Source organism: Paracoccus sp. IB05, from assembly GCF_016405985.1.
Taxonomy (GTDB): domain Bacteria; phylum Pseudomonadota; class Alphaproteobacteria; order Rhodobacterales; family Rhodobacteraceae; genus Pseudogemmobacter.
The window spans coordinates 100,167-120,371 of sequence record NZ_JAEFCF010000008.1; the positions used below are offsets into that span (position 1 = coordinate 100,167).

Annotated in this window: 23 protein-coding genes; 9 read left to right on the top strand and 14 right to left on the bottom strand. The window is 62.5% G+C overall.

The window, feature by feature from the left end:
* Nucleotides 1-10: 10 nt before the first annotated feature.
* Nucleotides 11-1,111, bottom strand: coding sequence for a UDP-3-O-(3-hydroxymyristoyl)glucosamine N-acyltransferase (locus tag JC607_RS07830; protein WP_198836379.1), 1,101 nt, complete (start codon nucleotides 1,109-1,111; stop codon nucleotides 11-13).
* A gap of 30 nt (nucleotides 1,112-1,141) precedes the next feature.
* A complete protein-coding gene (locus tag JC607_RS07835) occupies nucleotides 1,142-2,773 on the bottom strand; it encodes a murein L,D-transpeptidase (RefSeq protein WP_198836380.1) in 1,632 nt (543 codons plus the stop codon).
* A gap of 360 nt (nucleotides 2,774-3,133) precedes the next feature.
* On the opposite strand from JC607_RS07835, the gene JC607_RS07840 reads away from it, so the two are divergent.
* From JC607_RS07840 to JC607_RS07865, 6 genes are all read left to right on the top strand, one after another.
* Nucleotides 3,134-3,703, top strand: coding sequence for a DUF882 domain-containing protein (locus JC607_RS07840; protein ID WP_198836381.1), 570 nt, complete (start codon nucleotides 3,134-3,136; stop codon nucleotides 3,701-3,703).
* Nucleotides 3,704-3,904: 201 nt separating this feature from the next.
* Complete coding sequence (gene fumC / locus JC607_RS07845) at nucleotides 3,905-5,311, top strand: class II fumarate hydratase (protein WP_198836382.1); 1,407 nt, start codon at nucleotides 3,905-3,907, stop codon at nucleotides 5,309-5,311.
* Entirely contained in the window at nucleotides 5,311-5,532 is a 222-nt protein-coding gene (locus tag JC607_RS07850; RefSeq protein WP_198836383.1) for a DUF4169 family protein, read from the top strand. Before fumC ends, JC607_RS07850 begins: the two co-directional genes overlap by 1 nt.
* Before the next feature lie 46 nt (nucleotides 5,533-5,578).
* A complete protein-coding gene (locus tag JC607_RS07855; protein ID WP_198836384.1) occupies nucleotides 5,579-5,809 on the top strand; it encodes an N-(5'-phosphoribosyl)anthranilate isomerase in 231 nt (76 codons plus the stop codon).
* A gap of 81 nt (nucleotides 5,810-5,890) precedes the next feature.
* On the top strand, nucleotides 5,891-6,112 hold the full coding sequence (locus JC607_RS07860) for a ribbon-helix-helix domain-containing protein (protein WP_198836385.1): 222 nt from the start codon (nucleotides 5,891-5,893) through the stop codon (nucleotides 6,110-6,112).
* Nucleotides 6,113-6,295: 183 nt separating this feature from the next.
* Complete coding sequence (locus JC607_RS07865) at nucleotides 6,296-7,156, top strand: zinc-binding dehydrogenase (RefSeq protein ID WP_233092750.1); 861 nt, start codon at nucleotides 6,296-6,298, stop codon at nucleotides 7,154-7,156.
* A gap of 63 nt (nucleotides 7,157-7,219) precedes the next feature.
* On the opposite strand, the gene JC607_RS07870 is transcribed toward JC607_RS07865, so the two are convergent.
* The 3 genes from JC607_RS07870 to JC607_RS07880 form a co-directional block, all read right to left on the bottom strand.
* Nucleotides 7,220-7,867, bottom strand: a complete 648-nt coding sequence (locus tag JC607_RS07870) for a DUF1638 domain-containing protein (RefSeq protein ID WP_198836386.1) — start codon at nucleotides 7,865-7,867, stop codon at nucleotides 7,220-7,222.
* A gap of 46 nt (nucleotides 7,868-7,913) precedes the next feature.
* Nucleotides 7,914-8,069 carry a hypothetical protein gene (locus JC607_RS07875; protein ID WP_198836387.1) on the bottom strand — a complete coding sequence of 52 codons (156 nt, stop codon included), beginning with the start codon at nucleotides 8,067-8,069 and terminating at the stop codon, nucleotides 7,914-7,916.
* A 109-nt stretch (nucleotides 8,070-8,178) separates the two neighbouring features.
* The gene (locus JC607_RS07880) at nucleotides 8,179-8,877 is read right to left on the bottom strand and encodes a B12-binding domain-containing protein (protein ID WP_198836388.1); all 699 of its coding nucleotides are present in this window, start codon (nucleotides 8,875-8,877) and stop codon (nucleotides 8,179-8,181) included.
* A gap of 196 nt (nucleotides 8,878-9,073) precedes the next feature.
* Between JC607_RS07880 and JC607_RS07885 the strand changes: the two genes are divergently transcribed.
* Nucleotides 9,074-10,162 (top strand): PA0069 family radical SAM protein, encoded by a 1,089-nt coding sequence (locus JC607_RS07885; protein WP_198836423.1) that lies wholly within the window; start codon nucleotides 9,074-9,076, stop codon nucleotides 10,160-10,162.
* A gap of 71 nt (nucleotides 10,163-10,233) precedes the next feature.
* On the opposite strand, the gene JC607_RS07890 is transcribed toward JC607_RS07885, so the two are convergent.
* The 7 genes from JC607_RS07890 to JC607_RS07920 form a co-directional block, all read right to left on the bottom strand.
* Complete coding sequence (locus JC607_RS07890; protein ID WP_198836389.1) at nucleotides 10,234-10,707, bottom strand: MmcB family DNA repair protein; 474 nt, start codon at nucleotides 10,705-10,707, stop codon at nucleotides 10,234-10,236.
* Nucleotides 10,708-11,089: 382 nt separating this feature from the next.
* Nucleotides 11,090-11,407: a hypothetical protein gene (locus tag JC607_RS07895; RefSeq protein ID WP_198836390.1), complete on the bottom strand. Its 318-nt coding sequence runs from the start codon at nucleotides 11,405-11,407 to the stop codon at nucleotides 11,090-11,092.
* A gap of 115 nt (nucleotides 11,408-11,522) precedes the next feature.
* Complete coding sequence (locus JC607_RS07900) at nucleotides 11,523-12,245, bottom strand: proteasome-type protease (RefSeq protein WP_198836391.1); 723 nt, start codon at nucleotides 12,243-12,245, stop codon at nucleotides 11,523-11,525.
* Between the two features lie 33 nt (nucleotides 12,246-12,278).
* The gene (locus JC607_RS07905) at nucleotides 12,279-13,106 is read right to left on the bottom strand and encodes a transglutaminase family protein (protein ID WP_198836392.1); all 828 of its coding nucleotides are present in this window, start codon (nucleotides 13,104-13,106) and stop codon (nucleotides 12,279-12,281) included.
* Nucleotides 13,106-14,056 (bottom strand): alpha-E domain-containing protein, encoded by a 951-nt coding sequence (locus JC607_RS07910; RefSeq protein ID WP_198836393.1) that lies wholly within the window; start codon nucleotides 14,054-14,056, stop codon nucleotides 13,106-13,108. Before JC607_RS07910 ends, JC607_RS07905 begins: the two co-directional genes overlap by 1 nt.
* A gap of 6 nt (nucleotides 14,057-14,062) precedes the next feature.
* Nucleotides 14,063-15,469, bottom strand: coding sequence for a circularly permuted type 2 ATP-grasp protein (locus JC607_RS07915; RefSeq protein WP_233092767.1), 1,407 nt, complete (start codon nucleotides 15,467-15,469; stop codon nucleotides 14,063-14,065).
* A 185-nt stretch (nucleotides 15,470-15,654) separates the two neighbouring features.
* Nucleotides 15,655-15,804 carry a hypothetical protein gene (locus tag JC607_RS07920; protein WP_198836395.1) on the bottom strand — a complete coding sequence of 50 codons (150 nt, stop codon included), beginning with the start codon at nucleotides 15,802-15,804 and terminating at the stop codon, nucleotides 15,655-15,657.
* A gap of 232 nt (nucleotides 15,805-16,036) precedes the next feature.
* Between JC607_RS07920 and JC607_RS07925 the strand changes: the two genes are divergently transcribed.
* Both JC607_RS07925 and JC607_RS07930 read left to right on the top strand, forming a co-directional pair.
* A complete protein-coding gene (locus JC607_RS07925) occupies nucleotides 16,037-17,902 on the top strand; it encodes a M3 family oligoendopeptidase (RefSeq protein WP_198836396.1) in 1,866 nt (621 codons plus the stop codon).
* A gap of 165 nt (nucleotides 17,903-18,067) precedes the next feature.
* Nucleotides 18,068-18,547, top strand: coding sequence for a VOC family protein (locus JC607_RS07930; RefSeq protein ID WP_198836397.1), 480 nt, complete (start codon nucleotides 18,068-18,070; stop codon nucleotides 18,545-18,547).
* A 62-nt stretch (nucleotides 18,548-18,609) separates the two neighbouring features.
* Here the strand turns inward: JC607_RS07930 and pssA are convergent, their stop codons facing one another.
* Nucleotides 18,610-19,419 (bottom strand): CDP-diacylglycerol--serine O-phosphatidyltransferase, encoded by an 810-nt coding sequence (pssA, locus tag JC607_RS07935; RefSeq protein WP_233092751.1) that lies wholly within the window; start codon nucleotides 19,417-19,419, stop codon nucleotides 18,610-18,612.
* Complete coding sequence (locus tag JC607_RS07940; RefSeq protein ID WP_255532397.1) at nucleotides 19,420-20,172, bottom strand: phosphatidylserine decarboxylase; 753 nt, start codon at nucleotides 20,170-20,172, stop codon at nucleotides 19,420-19,422.
* Nucleotides 20,173-20,205: the final 33 nt, after the last annotated feature.

Sequence of the window (20,205 nt, forward strand, 5' to 3'; positions counted from 1 at the left end):
GGGCTGACCCTCAGTCTTCCGTCCCGGCATCGGTGCCGGAGGTCAGTTTTTCCAGCGCGGCGACCCGCGCGGCAAGGCGCGGCAGACGGCGCAGATATTTCTGGATCTCGACATGGGTTTCCATCTTCACCGCCGGATACCCCAAAAGCACCCGCCCCGCCGGCGCATTGGTGAAGATCTTGGTGCCGCCGCCGCAGATCACATCATCGCCGACGAAGATATTGTCGCTGACGCCGACCTGCCCGGCCAGCACCACGCGGCTGCCAATCTTTGACGAGCCGGCAATACCGACCTGGCCGCAGATCAGGCTGTCCTCGCCGATCTGCACATTATGGCCGACATGAACGAGGTTATCGAGCTTGGTGCCGCGCCCGATGGAGGTATCGCGGATGGTGCCGCGGTCGATACAGGTATTGGCCCCGATCTCGACATCATCGCCGATGGCCACGGCGCCCAGCGAATGAATGCGGGTCCAGCTTTGCGCCAGGATCTGGTCGCGCTGGCCAAGCGTCTCGCGGATCTCTTCAACGCCGGATTTCTCGGGCGTGACGAAGGAGAACCCGTCCGAGCCGATCACCGCGCCGGGCTGGCAGATAAACCGCGCGCCGATGGTGACGCGTGCGCCGATCTTTGCGCCCTGCAGGATCATTGCATCTTCGCCGATACTTGCGCTTTCGGCGATTGAGACATGGCTTGCGATCCGGGCCCTGGCGCCCAGGACCACATCGCGCCCGATCACCACGAAGGGGCCGATGGCCGCGCCTTCGCCGATCTGTGCCGTCTCGTGAACCACGGCCAGCGGGTGGATGCCCGGCGCGATCTCCGGCCCCGGATCCATCAGATGCGTGAGCCCCGCCATCGCCAGCCGCCCGCGCGGCGCGAAAATCGCGGCCTCCAGCCCCATCGCGCGCCAGTCGGCCCCCGGCCAGACCACGGCGGCACGGGCCCGGCCCTCAGAGATCCGGCCCGCGTAACGCGGATCCATCGCTAAGGCGAGGCTTTGCGGCCCGGCGGCCTGCGGCTCGGAGGCCTCAGAGACGCGGATCGTCAGATCGCCTTCGGCCACCGCGTCAAGTGCGTCTGCAATCTCGCCAATACTGTGCTCAGCCATCGCAAATCCCTCCGGAGCCCGAAGCGACAGTTACTGCGAAACCGTCCGCGCGACCACCCCTTCGGCACTGAGCGCCGACCAGAGCTTTGCATCGCGCCCGTAAACATCGCGCCGATAGCCCATCACGCCATGCCCCTGCGGATAGGCGGTGAAATAGACCAGATGGATCGGCACCTTTTTCTCAAGCTTTACAGGTGTTTCTCGCCCACCTTTAAGAGTCTTGTTGAACTCGCCTTCGATTTCCGGCGCCTGGGTGCGGAACAGCGCATGGGCGAAATCGAAAGGATCGGCGAGACGGATGCAGCCATGACTATAGGCCCGCTTGTCATGGGCAAACAGGGATTTCGCAGGCGTATCATGCAGATAGATGTTGTACTTATTCGGGAACATGAACTTCACCTTGCCAAGCGCATTATTGTCGCCCGGCGGCTGGCGCATGCCAAAGGGGAAGCTGCGCGCGGTATAGCCCGCGAAATTCACCGATCCGCGCGGCACCACTCGGCCATTCCTGTCCACGATCTGCATATGGCTGACCGCATTCGGATTCGAGCGCAAAAGCGGCAGATATTCCCCCACGATGATGGAGCGCGGCACCCCCCAGGACGGGTTCACCACCATATGATCCATCAGATCCGAGAATTCCGGCGTGCGCCGGTCCATCTCCTCGCGCCCGATCACCGAGCGCGTGCGGAAGGTCACCCGCCCGTCATCAATGATCTCGGCCGAGAAATCCGTCAGATTGACCCAGATCATCCGCCCCGCGCGGTCGATATCCATCCACCGCTCGCGCTCCATCGCGACAAGCACGGATTTCATCCGGTCTTCGGGCTCTTTGTTGATCTCGGCCAGGGTGTCGCCCCCGGCCACGCCATCAGCGGGCAGACCATGCGCACGCTGGAAATTCATCACTGCGTTTTGCACCATACGGTCATAAACCGCGGTCGGCGTGGGCGAGAGCCAGCCCATCGTGATCAGCCGGTCGCGCAGGATCACCACTTGCTCGCCGGTCGCGCCGGGCTCCAGCGCGCCGCCGGGCACCTGCGGCCCCCAGCCCCCCGAAGCGATCAGATCCTCGAGGTCAAAACGCGTCTTCATCAGCTGCACATAGGCATCGGACCGGGGCAGCAGGTTGCGCGCCACCACCGCCGGATCCCCAAACGCAATCGCGCGCAGCAGTGTCGCCGGATCGGGCCGGGTGATCTCGCGCACGATGGTGGAATCGATTTCGGCCGGATCCAGCGCGCCCGAACTGACATCCTGCGCCCAGTCCAGCCAGGCGCGTGTCATCTTAACTTCAAGCCGGCCCAGATCGCCCTCGGTCCGGGCCGAGGTCAGCGCGGCGCGGATCCCGGCCAGATCATAGCGCGCCACCGGCAGGCCGTGATCCCCGGCGGTCTCAAGCGCAGCGATCAGCGCCTGGCGGCGGGCCGCATCCTCAGGCCCGGTCCAGAGCGTGTCATAGGCGGTGTCGCGATACCAGGCCGCGACCTCTTCATCTTCCGCCGCAGCAATGGCGAGAGATTGTGAAAATGCCGTGGATTTCGCAGCGGCGGACTGACCTGCCGATACCAGCCCGACTGCCAGCACAAACCCAAGCGCCACCGAAGAAAGAAGGCCTCGCACCCCCGTTTTCAGACCAGGACCGGGGAGAGAAATCGGCATCTGCAACCTCGTAAACATGCGAAAAGCTTCGGCTTCAGCTAGATTCAGTGATTTGGACAGCATGTCCATTCACAATCCTGTCCACCGGGCACCAAATTGCGCCAACCCGGCAAACCCGGGCCGGTTTTCAGATCATAGTTGCAGCAGAGCCACGCTGACCACCAGTCAGGAATTCAGCGATTTTTTGCTTATTGGCGCTTGAGTGGGGAACCAAAGGCAATCTTTGCTTGGGCTTCGAATCATGATGTGCCATACAGACCATGCATCCGGAAGGGCGCAGGCAAATGCGCCAGCCGAAGGTGAACGTGCAGGAGAAGCTGCCGCTCAGGCAGTCGACAAGACTAATCTACGGGACAGGCTATGACTGAAAACACATCGAACCTAATCTCGCGTCGCGGGCTGTTGGGCGTGTTCGCGGCTACGGCTGTGGTTGCCGCACCAACTTATTCCAATGCTTTTGGCGTGCTGAAAGGTGCAGGCGATATCCGCCGCATCCGGATGTATTCGGGCCGTACAGGCGAAAGCATCGATACGATCTACTGGATCGAAGGCAAGTACATTCCGGAAGTGTTGAAGGAAATCAATCACTTCATGCGTGACTGGCGCACCGGCGACGTCAAGCAGATGGATCCGCGCAATGTCGATATCATGGCTGCGGCACATCGGCTGATGGATGTCAGCGAATCTTACATGCTGCTCTCTGGCTTTCGCAGCGCCAAGACCAATGCGATGCTGCGCTCGCGATCGGGCGGCGTTGCCAAGAACTCGCTGCATCTCGTCGGCCAGGCTGCCGATCTGCGGCTGAAATCGCGCTCGGTGAACCAGATGGCACGTGCGGCTGCGGCCTGTGCCGCTGGCGGTGTCGGTCGCTATTCGCGCTCGGACTTTGTCCATATGGATTGCGGCGCGGTCCGCAGCTGGGGCGCCTGAGAAAACCGTCTGAGGCCTGAGATCAAGTCCGGTTTTCAGATGACCCGGTTTCGACAGCGCTTTGAACAAGGCACCCCGCGTGGGTGCCTTTTCGGTTCTGGGGGCCCGGAAGCGAACCGGTTTCGCATACAATGGCATACCGATTGATTTCCGCTGCCATGCTGCGTTACAGCACTCCTCGAGAACTTGCAGGAGGCACGCATGGCTGCGACCCGAACTGAGACCCGTACCGAGACCGACAGCTTTGGCCCGCTGGACGTCCCTGCGGATAAATACTGGGGCGCCCAGACGCAGCGCTCGATCATCAATTTCCCGATTGGCTGGGAAAAGCAGCCGGTGCCGATCATCCGCGCCCTCGGCGTGATCAAGAAGGCGGCGGCGACGGTCAATGCGGCCCAGGGCGATCTGTCCGCCGATCTGGTCGGCGCAATTGCGCAAGCCGCGCAGGAAGTGATCGACGGCAGGTTCGACGACAATTTCCCGCTGGTGGTCTGGCAGACCGGCTCTGGCACCCAGTCGAATATGAACGCGAATGAGGTGATCTCGAACCGCGCGATCGAGATCCTCGGCGGCGTGTTGGGCTCGAAAAAGCCAGTTCATCCGAATGACCATGTGAATATGGGCCAGTCGTCAAATGACACCTTCCCGACCGCGATGCATGTCGCGATCGGGATGCATACGCGCGATGTGCTCTTGCCGGGGCTCGAGAAGCTCGCCAAAGCGCTCTGGGCAAAATCCGCTGAGTTCAAAGACATCATCAAGATCGGCCGCACCCATACCCAGGATGCAACGCCGCTGACTTTGGGTCAGGAATTTTCGGGTTATGCCACTCAGGTGGATCGCGGGATCGAACGCGTCAAACTTGCCCTGCCGCATATTTATGAACTGGCCCAGGGCGGCACCGCTGTCGGCACCGGGCTGAACACCCGCAAAGGCTATGATGTCGCTGTGGCCGCCGAGATCGCGAAGATCACCGGCCTGCCCTTCGTCACCGCGCCGAACAAATTCGAGGCGCTGGCTGCCCATGACGCGATGGTCTTCTTCTCGGGCGCGCTGAAAACCGTGGCCGCGTCGCTTTACAAGATCGCCAGCGATCTGCGGCTGCTGGGTTCCGGCCCGCGTTCGGGTCTGGGCGAGCTGATCCTGCCGGAAAATGAGCCCGGATCCTCGATCATGCCGGGCAAGGTCAACCCGACCCAGGCCGAGGCGCTGACCATGGTCTGCGCCCATGTCATGGGCAATGACGCGGCGGTGACCTTTGCCGGCAGCCAGGGCCATTTCGAGCTCAACGTCTATAACCCGATGATGAGCTATAATGTGCTGCAGTCGATCCAGCTTCTGGGCGATGCGGCAAGCTCCTTCACCGATAATATGGTGGTCGGGACCCAGGCGAATATACCCCGGATCGAAAAGCTGATGAAGGAATCGCTGATGCTGGTGACGGCGCTGGCGCCGACCATCGGCTATGACAATGCAACGAAAGTGGCCAAGACCGCGCATAAGAACGGCACGACCCTGCGCGAAGAGGCAATCGCACTCGGCTTTGTCGATGGCGAGACTTTCGACCGCATCGTGCGCCCGGAAGATATGATCGGTCCGAAAGACTGATGGCAGACCTCGTCAACCTGAACCGTTTCCGCAAGGATCGGGCGCGCCGCGAAAAGCGGGCGCAGGCTGACGCCAATGCCGCGAAATTCGGTCGCAGCCTGTCAGAGCGCGCGGCTGAACTGGCGCGGGTGGAGAAATCCACCCGCGAACTCGATCAGCACCGGCGGGATCCAGATCCCCAGGCGGATCCGGCAGCCGGATCAGATCCCGATCAGGATTAACCCCCGTTTAACCCGGATCAGCGCAGCCTCCGGCAGGAGGTACGCTATGATCGATTCCTCAGATCAACTGAGCCGTGAGACCTGGACCCTGCATCTCTTTTCATCCCAGGCCGCCCGCAGCGGCGGCGTGATCCGCCGCAAGGTCCGCGATATTGAACGCTTTGCCGGGCGCGCCTGGTTCCTGTCTGAAATGAAAAGACGTGGCTTCCCGGTGGTGGAAAACGCCGGGCAATTCGTGATCTTTTGCAACAGCGAACCGCTCCGCCGCATCGTCTGAAACGATTTCTGTCCAGAAATCGTGCCGGAGTTTTGCAAAACTCCGGCTGGCGCCCCTGCCCGGCGCTTGCTAGCCTTAGACATGGCTGGTCCGGAAAAACACTCACTCACGCTGCGCGGCCACCGCACCAGTGTCACGCTGGAGCCGGAATTCTGGCAGGCTTTCCTGGAAATTGCGCGTGGCAGGCCCTGCTCGGTCAACGCTCTGGCGTCTGAAATCGACGAAACACGGCGTCCGGAGGAAGGTCTCGCCTCGGCGATCCGCGTCTATTGTCTGCAGCATTTCAAACAGTCCGGGCGCTGACATGCGCGCCGCCAGTATCCGCGAATTCCGGGCTCCGCTCTCGATTGAAACCGTTCCCGATCCGGCCTGCGCCCAGGATGGTGTTATGCTGAAGCTCCTAGCCTGCGGCATTTGCCGCTCCGACTGGCATGGCTGGGGGAGCGAACACCCGAAGGTCGGGCCCCGAAGGTCAGGCCAGACGACATGCCCGGCCATGAATATTGCGGTGAGGTCGTCGAAGCGGGGCCGCTGTCACACTGGAAAGCCGGGGATCGGGTCATCGCGCCCTTCATCCTCGCCTGTGGGTCCTGTCCGGACTGCCGTTCGGGTCAGTCAACCACCTGCCAGGCGCAGTATGTCCCGGGCTTTGGCAGCCCTTGCGCCTATGCCGAATATGTCCCGGCGCCGCATGCCCATAACCTTGCCCGGCTCCCCGACAGCCTGCCGCCACATCTTGCCGCCGGACCTGGCTACCGGGCCACCACCGCCTTCCAGGCCCTTACCGGCCGCGCGGCATTGCAGGCCGGCGAATGGCGCGCGATCCGCGGCACCGGCGGCATCGGCCTCTCCTGCCTCCTGATCGGCCGTGCCCTCGGCGCCCGCGTGATCGTCACCGACATCGTGCCCGAAAAGCTTGACCACGCGCTGGCACTTGGCGCCGAGGTCGCCTTCAACGCCACCAGCGGCACCGCAGCCGAAGACATCATCGCGCTGACCGGCGGCGGCGCCCATGTCAGTGTCGAGGCACTCGGGATCGAAGCCACGACCAACAGCTCGCTGCGCTCCCTGCGCCCGCTGGGCCGCCATCTACAGATCGGCCTGCCCACCGGGCGCCACGCGCAAATGCAGGTCGATATGAACACAATCTATATGCGCCAGCTCGCGGTCTGTGGCTCACGCGGCATGCCCTCCTGGCGCTACCCGTCGCTGATCGAAACCGGCCGCCTCGACGTCACCCCGATTGTCGCCCACCAGGTCGCACTCAGCGACGCCTCGGCCGAGCTCGCCGCCTTCGACCGCCCCACCATGCCCGGCGTCGCCGTCATCACCGACTTTGCGCAATAACTTCGTCGCAAATTTCCTCTTGACCAAAATACTCCCGCCGGAGGCATCTGCCCCCGCCGCCCCTCACTCCAGCCGGGCAAGCGCCCCCGCCAGATCGCCATATCCGGTATATCGACGCTCATAGACCAGGCCCAGCCGTGCTGCACACTCCTGCGCCTTCGCATCCAGCGCCGGGTCATCGGTCTGCGCCTGATAGACCAGCTTTTCATAATTCCCGAAGATCATGTCGCGCAGTTCCGGATGCCGGTCGAGCCCCATCGGCTTCCACACGAAAGCATCGAATTGCCGCACGAGAAAATCGGTGAGGTAAAAGGCGGTGAACTCTTCCTCTGACCGCGCCGCAAAACTCTCATTGCCCTCGAAAAACGAATAGCAATGCGGGCCGGCCACCATCTCGACCCCCAGCCCGGCACAGCGCGCAGCCAGCAGACCACCCGTGCCGCAATCAGCATAGACCACGAAAATCCGGGAATAGCTGTCCTTCGCGGCAAGGACAGCCGCTTCGACCGCCGCGGTGATCTTATCGGGCCAGAGATGCAGATTGGCGGGCAGACACTGCAGGTCGAGATGGGTCCAGCCATTGGCGCGTTTCAGATCAAGGATCTCGCGCGCCAGCGCGCCGCAGGCGATCAACAGGATCCGCCCCTCGCCCTGGCGCTCCATCCCGCTTTGGATGACAACCTCCTCCGCAGGCAGGTTGGGCCTTTCCATCACAGGCCTCCCATTTGCAGCATCACCGGGCTGAGTTTCACCGGCTTCAATGCCACCGCTTCAGGCCAAGGGCGAGGCTCCCGAGCATCGCGACCAAAGCAATCACCGGCAACGGCACGCCAAGGCTCAGCGCCAGGGAAAGTGTCAGACCAGCGCCAAGGATCACCAGGGCAATCAGCCCGAGAAAGGACGTTAATGGCATTTTCACAACCCTCCACCTGTTAAATCTGGGGTCACGACCGGGCCGGCGCAAGCCCGAAAGCAAATCAGGCTCCGGATTGCGCCGGAGCCTGTTAATGTTCGGGGAAGTCTCAGGCGCTCAGCTGATTGTGCCGCCGCGCGACCAGCTGTTTCGCGGTCTCGACCGCCACTGCCGCATCGCGGCAATAGGCATCGGCACCGATCGCCCTGCCGAATTCCTCGTTCAGCGGCGCCCCCCCCACGAGCACGATATAGTCCTCGCGCATGCCTTTTTCCTTCAGCGTGTCGATCACCACTTTCATATAGGGCATGGTGGTGGTCAAAAGCGCAGACATCCCAAGAATATCAGGCGCTTCCGTGCCAAGCGCCTCGAGATATTTCTCGACTGAGTTGTTGATGCCCAGATCGACAACCTCGAACCCCGCACCTTCCATCATCATCGCGACAAGGTTCTTGCCGATATCATGGATGTCGCCTTTGACGGTGCCGATCACCATCTTGCCCATGCGCGGCGCGCCGGTTTCCGCCAGCAGCGGCTTGAGGATGGTCATCCCCGACTTCATCGCATTCGCGGACAAAAGCACTTCGGGTACAAACAGGATCCCGTCACGGAAATCATCGCCGACGATCTTCATGCCGGCCACCAGTGCCCGGGTGAGCACGTCATAAGGCGTCCAGCCGCGGTCCAGCAGGAGGCGCGTCCCCTCTTCGATCTCGTCCTTCAGCCCGTCATAGAGATCGTCATGCATCTGCAGGACCAGCTCGTCATCGGGAAGTTCCGAGAGGATGATTTCGTCGTCATCGGCCATGGGGCGCTCCAGCGGAGAGAGTTCGTTCCCCTTTCAATGGGCTGAAAACGACACTTCCACTCAGATGTTTGCGACACTAGCGAAGAGAAAGCCGACTTCCGCACATTTCCCCCTTTTCATTACCTGCATATGTTCTATTTTTGTTCTATAATTTTCAGGGAATCCCACCGTGCCAGCGCCCCGCCCTTCCAGCCCTGTGACCACACCGCTGCCCGGTCTTTTGCCGGGGCAGCGCGTCAGGGCACGTGGTGCCGGTCTCAACGAGGCCGGCCGTTATGAGCCGCATCAGCGCGAGGCGCTGTCCGACGGCTGGGATATGGTCGAAGATGACGCGCTGGTGCAGACGGAAATCAGCCGCGAAGTGCCGAAATCCGCGATCAGCCGCAATGCCTCGCCCGACCTGCCCTTTGACCGCTCGGTCAATCCCTGGCGGGGCTGCGAACATGGCTGCGTCTATTGTTTCGCGCGGCTGACCCATGCCTATCTCAACCTCTCGCCGGGGCTGGATTTCGAGACAAAGCTGGTCGCGAAACCGGGGATCGGCCAGGTGCTGGACCGTGAACTTCGCGCCAGAAGCTACAAGGTCGCGCCCATCGCGCTTGGCACCAATACCGACCCCTGGCAGCCGGGCGAGGCGCAATACCGGGTGACACGCGAGGTGGTCGAGGTGCTGTCGGCCTTTCGCCATCCGCTGGCGATCACCACCCGCGGCACGCTGATCGAGCGCGATATAGACCTTCTCGCCCCGATGGCGGCGGAGGGTCTCGTCCGGGTGGGCATCTCGATTACCACGCTGGATCAGTCGCTTGCGCGCAAGATGGAGCCCCGCGCGCCGGCGCCTGCCCGCAGGCTACAGATCATCCGGCGGCTGAGCGAGGCCGGCATCCCGGTGCGGCTGATGCTGGCGCCGGTAATCCCTGGCCTGACCGATCATGAGATCGAGCCGTTGCTGGACGCCGCGCAGGAGGCCGGCGCGACCAGTGCCAGCTGGATCTCGCTCCGGCTGACGCAGGAGGTGGCGGGGCTGTTTCGCGACTGGCTGGAACGGGCCGAGCCCGGGCGCGCGACCAAGGTGCTGAACAGGGTGCGCGAGATGCATGGCGGCAAGGATTATGACGCCACATTCGGCAAAAGGATGAAGGGCGAAGGCCTCTGGTCGCGGCTGATCGCCGACCGCTTCCGCCGCGCGGCGGCAAAACTGGGGCTTGACGCGCCGCAGCCGGCGCTGCGCTGTGATCTTTTCCGGGTGCCCTTTGCCAGAGGCGACCAGCTCGGCCTGTTCTGATCCGGCGGGCCAGAAGACCGGTTTCTGCACAGAAACCGGACAAATTTCTTTTAAGAAATTTGCCTTGCGCCTCAGGGCAGCGGATCGCGCAAGGCGAGCAGGCGCAAGGCGGCATAGCGGGCAAAATCGCGGCTGACCACTTTGCGCCGGGCGGGCGCCAGCGGTGTCTCATCAGACATGCGGATGATCTCGCCCCCGAACGCGTCAGCGAGGATCAGCCCGTCGTTTTCGGGCAGGATCTCTTGCGGGAAATCAGGTCCGACTGCCCAGAAAAAGCGGTCGCACCAGGCGGTATAGCCCTGCCATTTGCGATCCGCCCGAAAATCCGCGCGGCAGGATTTGCATTCGACGATCCAGACCTCGCCCTTTGGCCCGATCGCCATCACATCCGCGCGCAGCTTGCCCGCAAGCGGCATTTCCGCAACCGGTGCAAATCCGTGGCTGCACAAAAGCCGCGCAACCCCGCGCGCGATGCGCTGACCCGCCTGCAGGGGCAGGAGATCACGAGCGTCTTCGGGAATTTCAGCCAGGGTCGGGCGATGCATCGGATTGTCCATCGCCCCAACATGAACAAACGGTAAACATTTGTCCAGTCTTCCGGCCCGCCGCAAGCAATAGCCGACCCGGGCCAGCGGCGACCTTGCACTGCAGCCGCGGCAGCCCTAGATATGAAAGCGGCGGGTGCTGCTCTTCGCGTGAGGGGTCCATAACCCAGTGGCCGATAAGCATATGAATGGGGGCTGGCTCTGCCCGGATCCTGGTCCGGATACCTGGTTCCCACCTGAGACCTCTGGCTCTCGGGATATCGAGACCACCCACGGCCGCTGCGGGCCCGCCACCGCTTCCCCGCCTCAGCTGACGCGCCTCAGCCAAAGAAAAACCCGCCAGCGGTGACGCGGCGGGCTTCTTAATCTGATGGCTGGCGGATCAGCGGCGCGGCTGGCGCTTTTGCTGTTCGGCCCGCGCCTCGATCCGGATCGGGATCATCTGCTGACGCAGGCCGCCGCGCGGTGTGTCATCCTGTTCGGCCAGCATCATGACGCGGATTGCGAATTGCACGCCCGAAAACAGCACGCCGAAAAACATCACCAGCATCGCCACAGCCACCCAACCCATCGCGCCTGCCCCGCCAATCAGCGCGCCTACGGCCGCGACATTGGTCCAGAGCATGGCGGCGACGAACCCTGCGGACAATCCAAACCCGATGGCGACGGATTGAATATAGAGGCGGACGAGCTTCGGCATGAGTCGTTTCTCCTGCAGTTTCCAGAAATTTATGCAGCTGCAGCGTCTATGTGAAGACCCGGAAACCGTGTTTGCACAAAAGCGTGACAGCTTGCCGCTACGTCACCCGAACCGGTCAGACCTCGATCCGGGTAAAGCCGTCGCGCAGCGCATTGGACCAGGCCTCGCTCATGGCGCGGAAGCCCTCATCCCCGGCCTCGATCCGGCGCCGCGACGTGACTTGCAGCGCGTCTTTTTCGATCACTGCCAGATCGAGCGGCATTCCCACCGAAAGGTTCGAGCGCAGGGTCGAATCCATCGACAGCAGCACCGCCTTCTGTGCGTCCTGCAACCCGGTTTCCGGCCGGACCACCCGATCGAGGATCGGCTTGCCGTATTTATGTTCGCCGATCTGGAGGAAGGGCGTGTCATCGGTGGCTTCGATGAAATTCCCCTCGGGATAGATCAGGAACATGCGCATACCGCCGCCCTTTCTTTGCCCCGCGACGATCATCGAGGCCGAGGCGCCCTGGCTCATCGAGAGTTTCTCGTCGATCTCGCGCCGCACCGCTGCCAGCGTATTCCCCACAAGCTGTGCCACTTTCAGCATGGTCGGCGCCAGGGTGATCGAGGTTTCCGGCGTTGCGATCTCGTCATCCATCGCCTCATGCAGCCGCGCAATGGTGGTCTGTGTGACAGAAAGCGAACCCGCCGTCATGATCACGATCACCCGCTCGCCCGGCACTTCGAAGGTGAACATCTTGCGATAGGTGGAAATATTGTCGAGCCCCGCATTGGTGCGGGTATCGGACAGGCATACCATACCCTGGTTGAGCAGAAGGCCGACACAATAGGTCATTTCTCACCGGAAAATTTGTTCACCCGCAGGACATTACTGATCGGAAGAAAGGACCGCAACAGTGACATCCATCGCTTCATCACCTGGCTGGCCGCCGCGGGCCACACCGCGGATGGGGGCAGCATCGCGGGCGTCAAAACCAGAGGCGAGGCGGATATAGCGTTCGTCCGGGCAGCAGGCATTCGCGGGGTCAAAGCCGATCCAGCCGAACCCCGGCACATGGATCTCGGCCCAGGCATGGGCGGCCTCATGCGCGGTGCCCGAGGCATCGGCGAAAAGATAGCCCGAAACATAGCGCGCCGGCAGGTCGCGCAACCGCGCCAGCGCGATCAGCGCATGGGCATGGTCCTGACAGACCCCCTCGCCCAGGGCGAGCGCTTCTGATGCCGAGGTATGGGCATGGGTCACGCCAGGATGGTAGGCGATGGCCCCGGTCACCGCCGCCGACAAGCCATGCGCCAGCGCAAGCGCCCCCCCGGCATCCGACACGCCTTCCGCCAGATCCGAGAGTGCCCCGGAGGCAGCGGTCATCGCAGTTTCGCGTTTATAGGCGCAGGGGTTGATCACCTCGCGATAGCCTTTCAGCATCCCGGCGGTGTCAGAGGTCTCTACCAATCCGCGCACGGTCACTGACAGGTCGGTCAGCGGCCCGGCGATGCTCCAGCCCTGGATGCGGTCGCCGGCGCCATCGGTGAACTCGGCGCCTCTGACCGCAGCCGTATCGCCGCCTTTGACAGAGACCTCCCAGGAGATCACCCTCTGACCCTGAAACACCGAAGGCGTCAGCCGGTGGCTTTGGACAAGGCCCCTGACCGGGCGTTCATAGCTGTAGCGGGTGATATGATCGACGCTCAGGCGCATCAGCTGAGTTCTCCGCCCAGATAGACCTCATGGATGACAGACCCAAGCTCTGCCACAGATCCGATGAACCGCGAGAGATATTCGTGCAGGCCTTCCTCGAAAATACGCTCGATGGTTTCCTCCTCCAGCTCGCCCAGCATGGCGCGCGCCCGCATCTGGGCCGGGCCCTCCCTGCCATAGGCCTTGGCCAGCCGTGCGAGATGATTGTCAGCGCCCGCGATACAGGTGATCAGCGCGCGTGGGCTTTGCCGGTTCAGGATCAGGAAATCGGCGATCTTGCCGGCGGTGATCTCGCCCCCATAGGCCCAGTGAAAGGCGCGCTGCGCGCCCATGGCGCGCAAAAGTGTCGACCACTGGTAATTGTCGAGCCCCGATCCCACGAAATCCAGTCGCGGCAGCAGCACGTAATATTTCACGTCGAGAAGCCGGGCGGTATTGTCGGCGCGTTCCAGATAATAGCCCAGATTCAGGAAGTTATAGCCATCATCGCGCAAAAGATTGGCGTCGATCGCGCCCCTCACCAGCGCCGATTGCCGCGTGACCCAATCGGTCAGCGTGGACTGGTCGAGGCTCGATCGTTCCTGCCGCTCGAGCTGGCGCAATTCCTGAAAGGCCATGTTCAGCGCATCCCAGACCTGGGCAGTCATGGCGGTGCGCACGATCCGGGCATTTTCGCGCGCAGCCGTCAGGCAGCTGGCAACCGAAGACGGGTTGTCACGGTCGAAAAACAGCCAGGATTCCAGATTGCGCTGCACCGGGTCGCCATATTTGGCGGTGAAGCCCTCGGCCATGCCGCTGGCCTGCAACAGGCTGTCCCATTCGCTGCGATAGCCATGTTCCGACGGGATCAGCGAGATGCGGCTGCCCACATCCAGCAGACGCGCGACCGTATCGGCGCGCTCCATGTAACGTGCGATCCAGTAAAGGTTATTGGCGGTTCTTGAAAGCATATCCGGTTACTCCGCCAAGACCCAGGTGTCCTTGACGCCGCCGCCTTGCGACGAGTTCACCACGAGGCTGCCCTCGCGCAAAGCCACCCGCGTCAGCCCGCCCTTCACCAGTTCAATCCGCTCGCCCACAAGGCAATAGGGGCGCAGATCGACATGGCGCGGCGCCACGCCCTCATCGACAAAGGTCGGCACCGTCGACAGCGCCAGCGTCGGCTGCGCGATGTAATTCGAGGGATTGGCCAGCAGTTGCGCGCGGAACGCCTCGACCTCGGCCTTGCTGGCCGTTGGTCCAACCAGCATCCCATAGCCGCCCGAGCCATGGACCTCTTTCACGACCAGCTCGGAAAGGTTGTCGAGCACATATTTCAGATCGTCGCGCTCCGCGCATTTCCAGGTGGGAACATTGTTCAGGATCGGCTCTTCTCCGAGGTAAAAGCGGATCATTTCAGGCACATAGGTGTAGATCGCCTTGTCATCGGCCACCCCTGCCCCAGGCGCCGAACAGATCGACACCCCGCCCGAGCGATAGACATCCATCAGCCCCGGCACGCCCAGCATCGAATCCGGGCGGAAACACAGCGGATCGAGAAAGGCGTCATCGATCCGGCGATAGATCACATCGACGCGTTTCGGGCCTTCTGTGGTGCGGGCATAGACGAATTCGCCATCGACAAAGAGATCCTGACCCTCGACCAGCTCGACCCCCATCAGATCGGCAAGGAAGGAATGTTCATAATAGGCCGAATTGAAATGGCCCGGCGTCAGGATCACCACCTTGGGGTCACCCTGACATTTCGCAGGCGCCACCGAGGCCAGCGTCCGGCGCAGGATTTCCGCATAGGAATCAATCGGCTGGATACGATTCTCGCGAAAAAGACCCGGGAACATCCGCATCATGATCTCGCGGTTTTCCAGCATGTAAGACACGCCTGACGGCGTCCGGCAATTGTCTTCCAGCACGAAAAACTCTTCCGGCCCGGTGCGCACCAGATCGATGCCGACGATATGGGAATAGACGCCTTTCGGCGGCACAAAGCCCACAGCGGCCTTCTCATAGGCGGCATTCTGATAGACGAGGTTTGCCGGAACCCGGCCTGCCCGGATGATCTCGCCCCGCCCGTAAACATCGACGAGGAACATGTTCAGCGCTTTGGCGCGTTGTTTCACGCCGCGATCCAGCCTGGCCCATTCGGCGCCGGAAAACACGCGCGGGAACATGTCAAAAGGGATCAGCCGGTCCGGGTCGCCGCCCTCACCATAGACCGCGAAAGTGATGCCGATGCGGCGAAACAGCGCCTCCGCCTCTGCCTGTTTCAGGCTCCGGAGTTCTTTCGGCATGGTTGCCAGCCACTCTTCGAGCCTCGCATAGGGGGCGCGGGTGCCCCCTCCAGACCTGTCGCCGGATCCGTTCATCTCGTCGAAGAATACGCCCATATCTGGCTCCACTCGCTTAATGGCCCTTTCAGTCAAGCGCGCCGTTTCCGCATCGTAAAGGCCTGACCGGGTCAAAACTGCACGAATGACTGACTGCAACAGATGCAACCGCCCAAAAAAAGGGCACTGCCATCGCAAACGCCCCAGCCCACCCGCGGTTCCCGTCAATCCTGCCCCTGATCGAGGCAGACATGCGTCACGGTGGCAACAAAGGTGATCAGGAGCCAGGCAAGAATCCCGGCACCAGGTCCAAAGGCCCGGACCAGCAGGATATCCATAAGGCCGGCAGCAAGGCAGGTTGCTTTCCAGGTCACTGCGAAGACGCCGCACCTGCCCCTGTCGCGCGGCGGAGGAGCTCCAGGCCGGCTGAACTCCCCAATCGCAATAGAATTCCTGCAATCCCCAGATCAGCAAGTTTCGCCCTTCCCCCCCCGCTTCAGCCAGCCGGACAGGCGCCAGATCGACCCTTGCCCTTGCAGCCCGCCCCCCCTCGCGCCTAGATGGAAGGCAAGGCCCCGCCGGGGCAAAACAGCACAGGTAGTTCCGATGATCCGCAGCCTTCCGACCCGCAGCCTTCAGACCGGCAGCCTCTTCCGCCCTGTATTCGATGCAAATTCCGGTGCCACTGGGTCTGGCAAGGGCTTTGGTGATCTGCCGGAATGGGATCTGACCGATCTCTACCCTGCGCCGGACGCGCCGGAATTTGACCGCGATATGGAATGGCTGACCAAAGCCTGCGCCGATTTTGCGACGGGCTATGAGGGCAAGCTCGCCTCGCTTGATGCGGCGGCGCTTTTGCAATGCGTGCGCGAATACGAGGCGATTGACGTCACTGCCGGGCGGCTGATGTCCTATGCGGGGCTGCGCTACTACCAGAACACCATGGATTCCGAACGCGCCAAATTCATGTCCGACGCCCAGGACGCGGTGACTGTGGCAACCACGGCACTGGTGTTCTTCAGCCTTGAATTCAACCGGCTGGAAGATGCGCATCTTGGCGCCCTGCTGGCCGCAAATGCCGATCTCGCCCGCTACAAGCCGGTCTTTGAGCGGATGCGTGCGATGCGCCCGCATCAGCTTTCCGATGAGATGGAGAAATTCCTCCATGACCAGTCGGTGGTCGGCGCCTCGGCCTGGAACAAGCTCTTTGACGAGACCACTGCCGGGCTGATGTTCACGGTTGCGGGCGAAGAGGAAGAGCTGAATCTCGAGGCGACGCTGAACCTTCTGACCGATACCGACCGCGTGAAACGCGAGGCGGCGGCGCGGGCGCTGGCAGAGGTCTTTGACAAAAACGTCAAGCTTTTTGCCCGCATCACCAACACGCTCGCGAAGGAAAAGGAAATCGAGGATCGCTGGCGCAAGATGCCGACGCCGCAGACCGGGCGGCACCTGTCGAACCATGTCGAACCCGAAGTGGTCGAGGCGCTGCGGAACGCCGTTGTCGCCGCCTATCCAAAGCTTTCGCACCGCTATTATGCGCTGAAGGCGAAATGGATGGGGCTCGACCGGCTTGAGGTCTGGGACCGCAATGCGCCGCTGCCGGTCGAGGCCCCGAAGACCATCGACTGGGCGACGGCCGAGCGTCAGGTGACCGAGGCCTATGGTGCCTTTGACCCGCGCATGGCCGATCTGGCAAAACCGTTCTTCACCAAAGGCTGGATTGATGCCGGGGTGAAGCCCGGCAAGGCGCCCGGGGCATTTGCCCATCCGACGGTGACCACCGTCCATCCTTATGTGATGCTGAATTATCTGGGCAAACCGCGCGATGTGATGACGCTGGCGCATGAGCTGGGGCATGGCGTCCACCAGGTGCTGGCGGCGGGCCAGGGGGAACTTCTGTCCTCGACCCCGCTGACGCTGGCGGAAACGGCATCGGTCTTCGGCGAGATGCTGACCTTCCGCAAGCTTCTCGATGAGGCCAAAACCCCGGCCGAGCGCAAGGTGCTGCTGGCGGGCAAAGTCGAAGACATGATCAACACGGTCGTGCGCCAGATCGCCTTCTACGATTTCGAATGCAAACTGCATGCCGCCCGCCAGGAAGGCGAGCTGACGCCGGACGATATCAACGCGCTCTGGATGTCGGTCCAGGCCGAGAGCCTTGGTCCGGTGTTTGACTTCATGGATGGTTATCAGACCTTCTGGGCCTATATCCCGCATTTCATCCACTCGCCCTTCTATGTCTACGCCTATGCCTTTGGCGACGGCCTCGTGAACGCGCTTTATGCCGTTTACGCCGACGGGTTGCCGGGTTTCCAGGACAAGTATTTCGACATGCTGAAAGCGGGTGGCTCGAAACATCACAAAGAGCTGCTGGCGCCCTTCGGCCTTGATGCCTCGGACCCGAAATTCTGGGATAAGGGCCTTTCGATGATCGCAGGCTTCATCGACGAGCTGGAAGCGATGGAGTGATAAAAAGCCCCCGGACCGCAAGGCTCCGGGGGGTTTCAAATCAAAAGCCTGGTCACCACCGGCTGCGGTGCAGCCAGTGGTGATCGGCGGGTTTCCCCGCCGCCCGGAACTCTGCCCGGAACCCTGCCCGGCGCGCTGCGTTATGCGTGGAGGGAGGAACATCCAATGTCGATTGCAAAAAACACCATCTGCCTGTGGTTCGACAAAGACGCAGAGGCTGCGGCAAATTTCTATGCCTCGGTCTTCCCCGACAGCCGGGTCGAGGCTGTTCACCACGCGCCCGCTGATTACCCTTCGGGGAAAAAGGGCGATGTGCTGACGGTTCAGTTCACCGTGGCCGGGATCCCCTGTATCGGGCTGAATGGCGGACCGGTTTTCCGCCAGGACGAGGCGTTCTCGTTCCAGATCGCGACCGAGGATCAGGAAGAGACCGACCGGTACTGGACGGCGATTGTCGGCAATGGCGGCCAGGAAAGCGAATGCGGCTGGTGCAAGGATCGCTGGGGCCTGTCCTGGCAAATCACACCGCGCACCCTGACCGAGGCGATGGCCGCAGGTGGCGACGAAGCCGCGCGCGCCTTTACCGCGATGATGACCATGCAAAAAATCGATGTCGCGAAGATTGACGCCGCCCGCAGGGGCTGATCCGTCGCGATTGATCACTATGGGCTGCTCAGATGGGGTCGGCTGGGGGGCGACGGGCGCCCTCAGCCCTCGCGATGCCGCAGATGGCGCAGCGCATGCCAGGCCAGGGATGTGGCATAGCCCACCGAGAACAACAGCAGCGTCACCCAGGGGTAGGTGATCACCAGGGCGACCGCCGCCACTGCGGCCACCAGCGCATAGGGCGCGGCCGATGCCGGGATACGCACCCGTTTCAGGCTTGGTGTCGGCAGACGCGAGATCATCAGCGCGCCGACCGCCACCATCCAGAAGGTGATCACCGCCTCATGCAGCCGGTAGCCGGTCACATGCGCGAGATAGATCGGGGTCAGTGCGAGCATGGCGCCTGCCGGTGACGGCACCCCGATGAAACCGGTCTTTTCCGTCGGCACCTCTTCGCGATTGCCGACATTGAACCGCGCAAGGCGCAGCATACAGCAGACCGCATAGATCAGCACCGCGATCCAGCCCATCGAGGCCTCGGCCCGCAGGCCCCAGATCCACAGCACCATCGCCGGCACCACACCGAAATTCACGAAATCACACAGGCTGTCGAGTTCGGCGCCGATCGCGCTCTCGGATCGCAGCATCCGCGCCAGCCGCCCGTCCAGCCCGTCCAGAAACGCCGCCAGCGCGATCAGCAGCACCGCGATATTGACATTGCCGGTGATCGCAAAGCGGATCGCGGTCAGACCGGCACAAAGCCCGAGGATCGAGACGAGGTTCGGCAAAAGCCGCAGCAGAAGAAGGCCGCGCTCGCCCCTGACATCCCGACGGCCTTCCGGGCCGCCTTCCGCGTCACTGCCCGCATCGGGCGCAGCCGGGGGCCGCATCTCGTCGTCAGACCCGCCCATTCATTCGATCCGGGCATGGCGCGCGGGCGCCTCGGTTCCGATCAGCGCGATCACGGTCTCGCCGGCCACTGCGGTCTGGCCAAGCGCCACCTGCGGCTCCACCCCCTCGGGCAGATAGATATCAAGGCGCGAGCCGAAACGGATCAGGCCGAAGCGCTCGCCGGTGCGCAGGCTGTCGCCCGGCTTCGTCCAGCAGACGATGCGCCGCGCCACAAGACCCGCGATCTGCACCACGGCGATATGGCGGCCATCCTCAAGCTGGATCGCCAGCGCATTGCGCTCATTATCCACCGAGGCCTTGTCGAGCGAGGCGTTGAAGAATTTGCCCGGCCGGTAAGCGACCGCCGTGACCTTGCCCGATATCGGCGCGCGGTTCACATGGCAGTTGAAGACCGACATGAAGACCGAAACCCGGGTCAGGGGATCATTCCCAAGCCCCAGTTCGACCGGCGGCACCGCCGGGGTGATCATTGAAACCACACCATCGGCAGGGCTGACGAGGAGGCCCTTATTCTCGGGCACCGCACGTTTCGGATCGCGAAAGAAGTAGTAGCACCAGACCGTCAGCCCGACGCCGATCCAGCCCAGCGGTTCCCAGATGAAGAAGAGGACCAAAGTGATCAGCGCGAAGATCGCGACGAAGGGGATCCCCTCACGGTGCATCGGCTTGACGAAAGTGTCGATCATGCGCATGGGGCTGTCCTCTTGCCGGGTATCTTTCTTGTCTCTACCCGCTCCGGGTGCAGGCGGCAACACAGGCGCGAAGCGCGGGCGCCATCCTGGCGG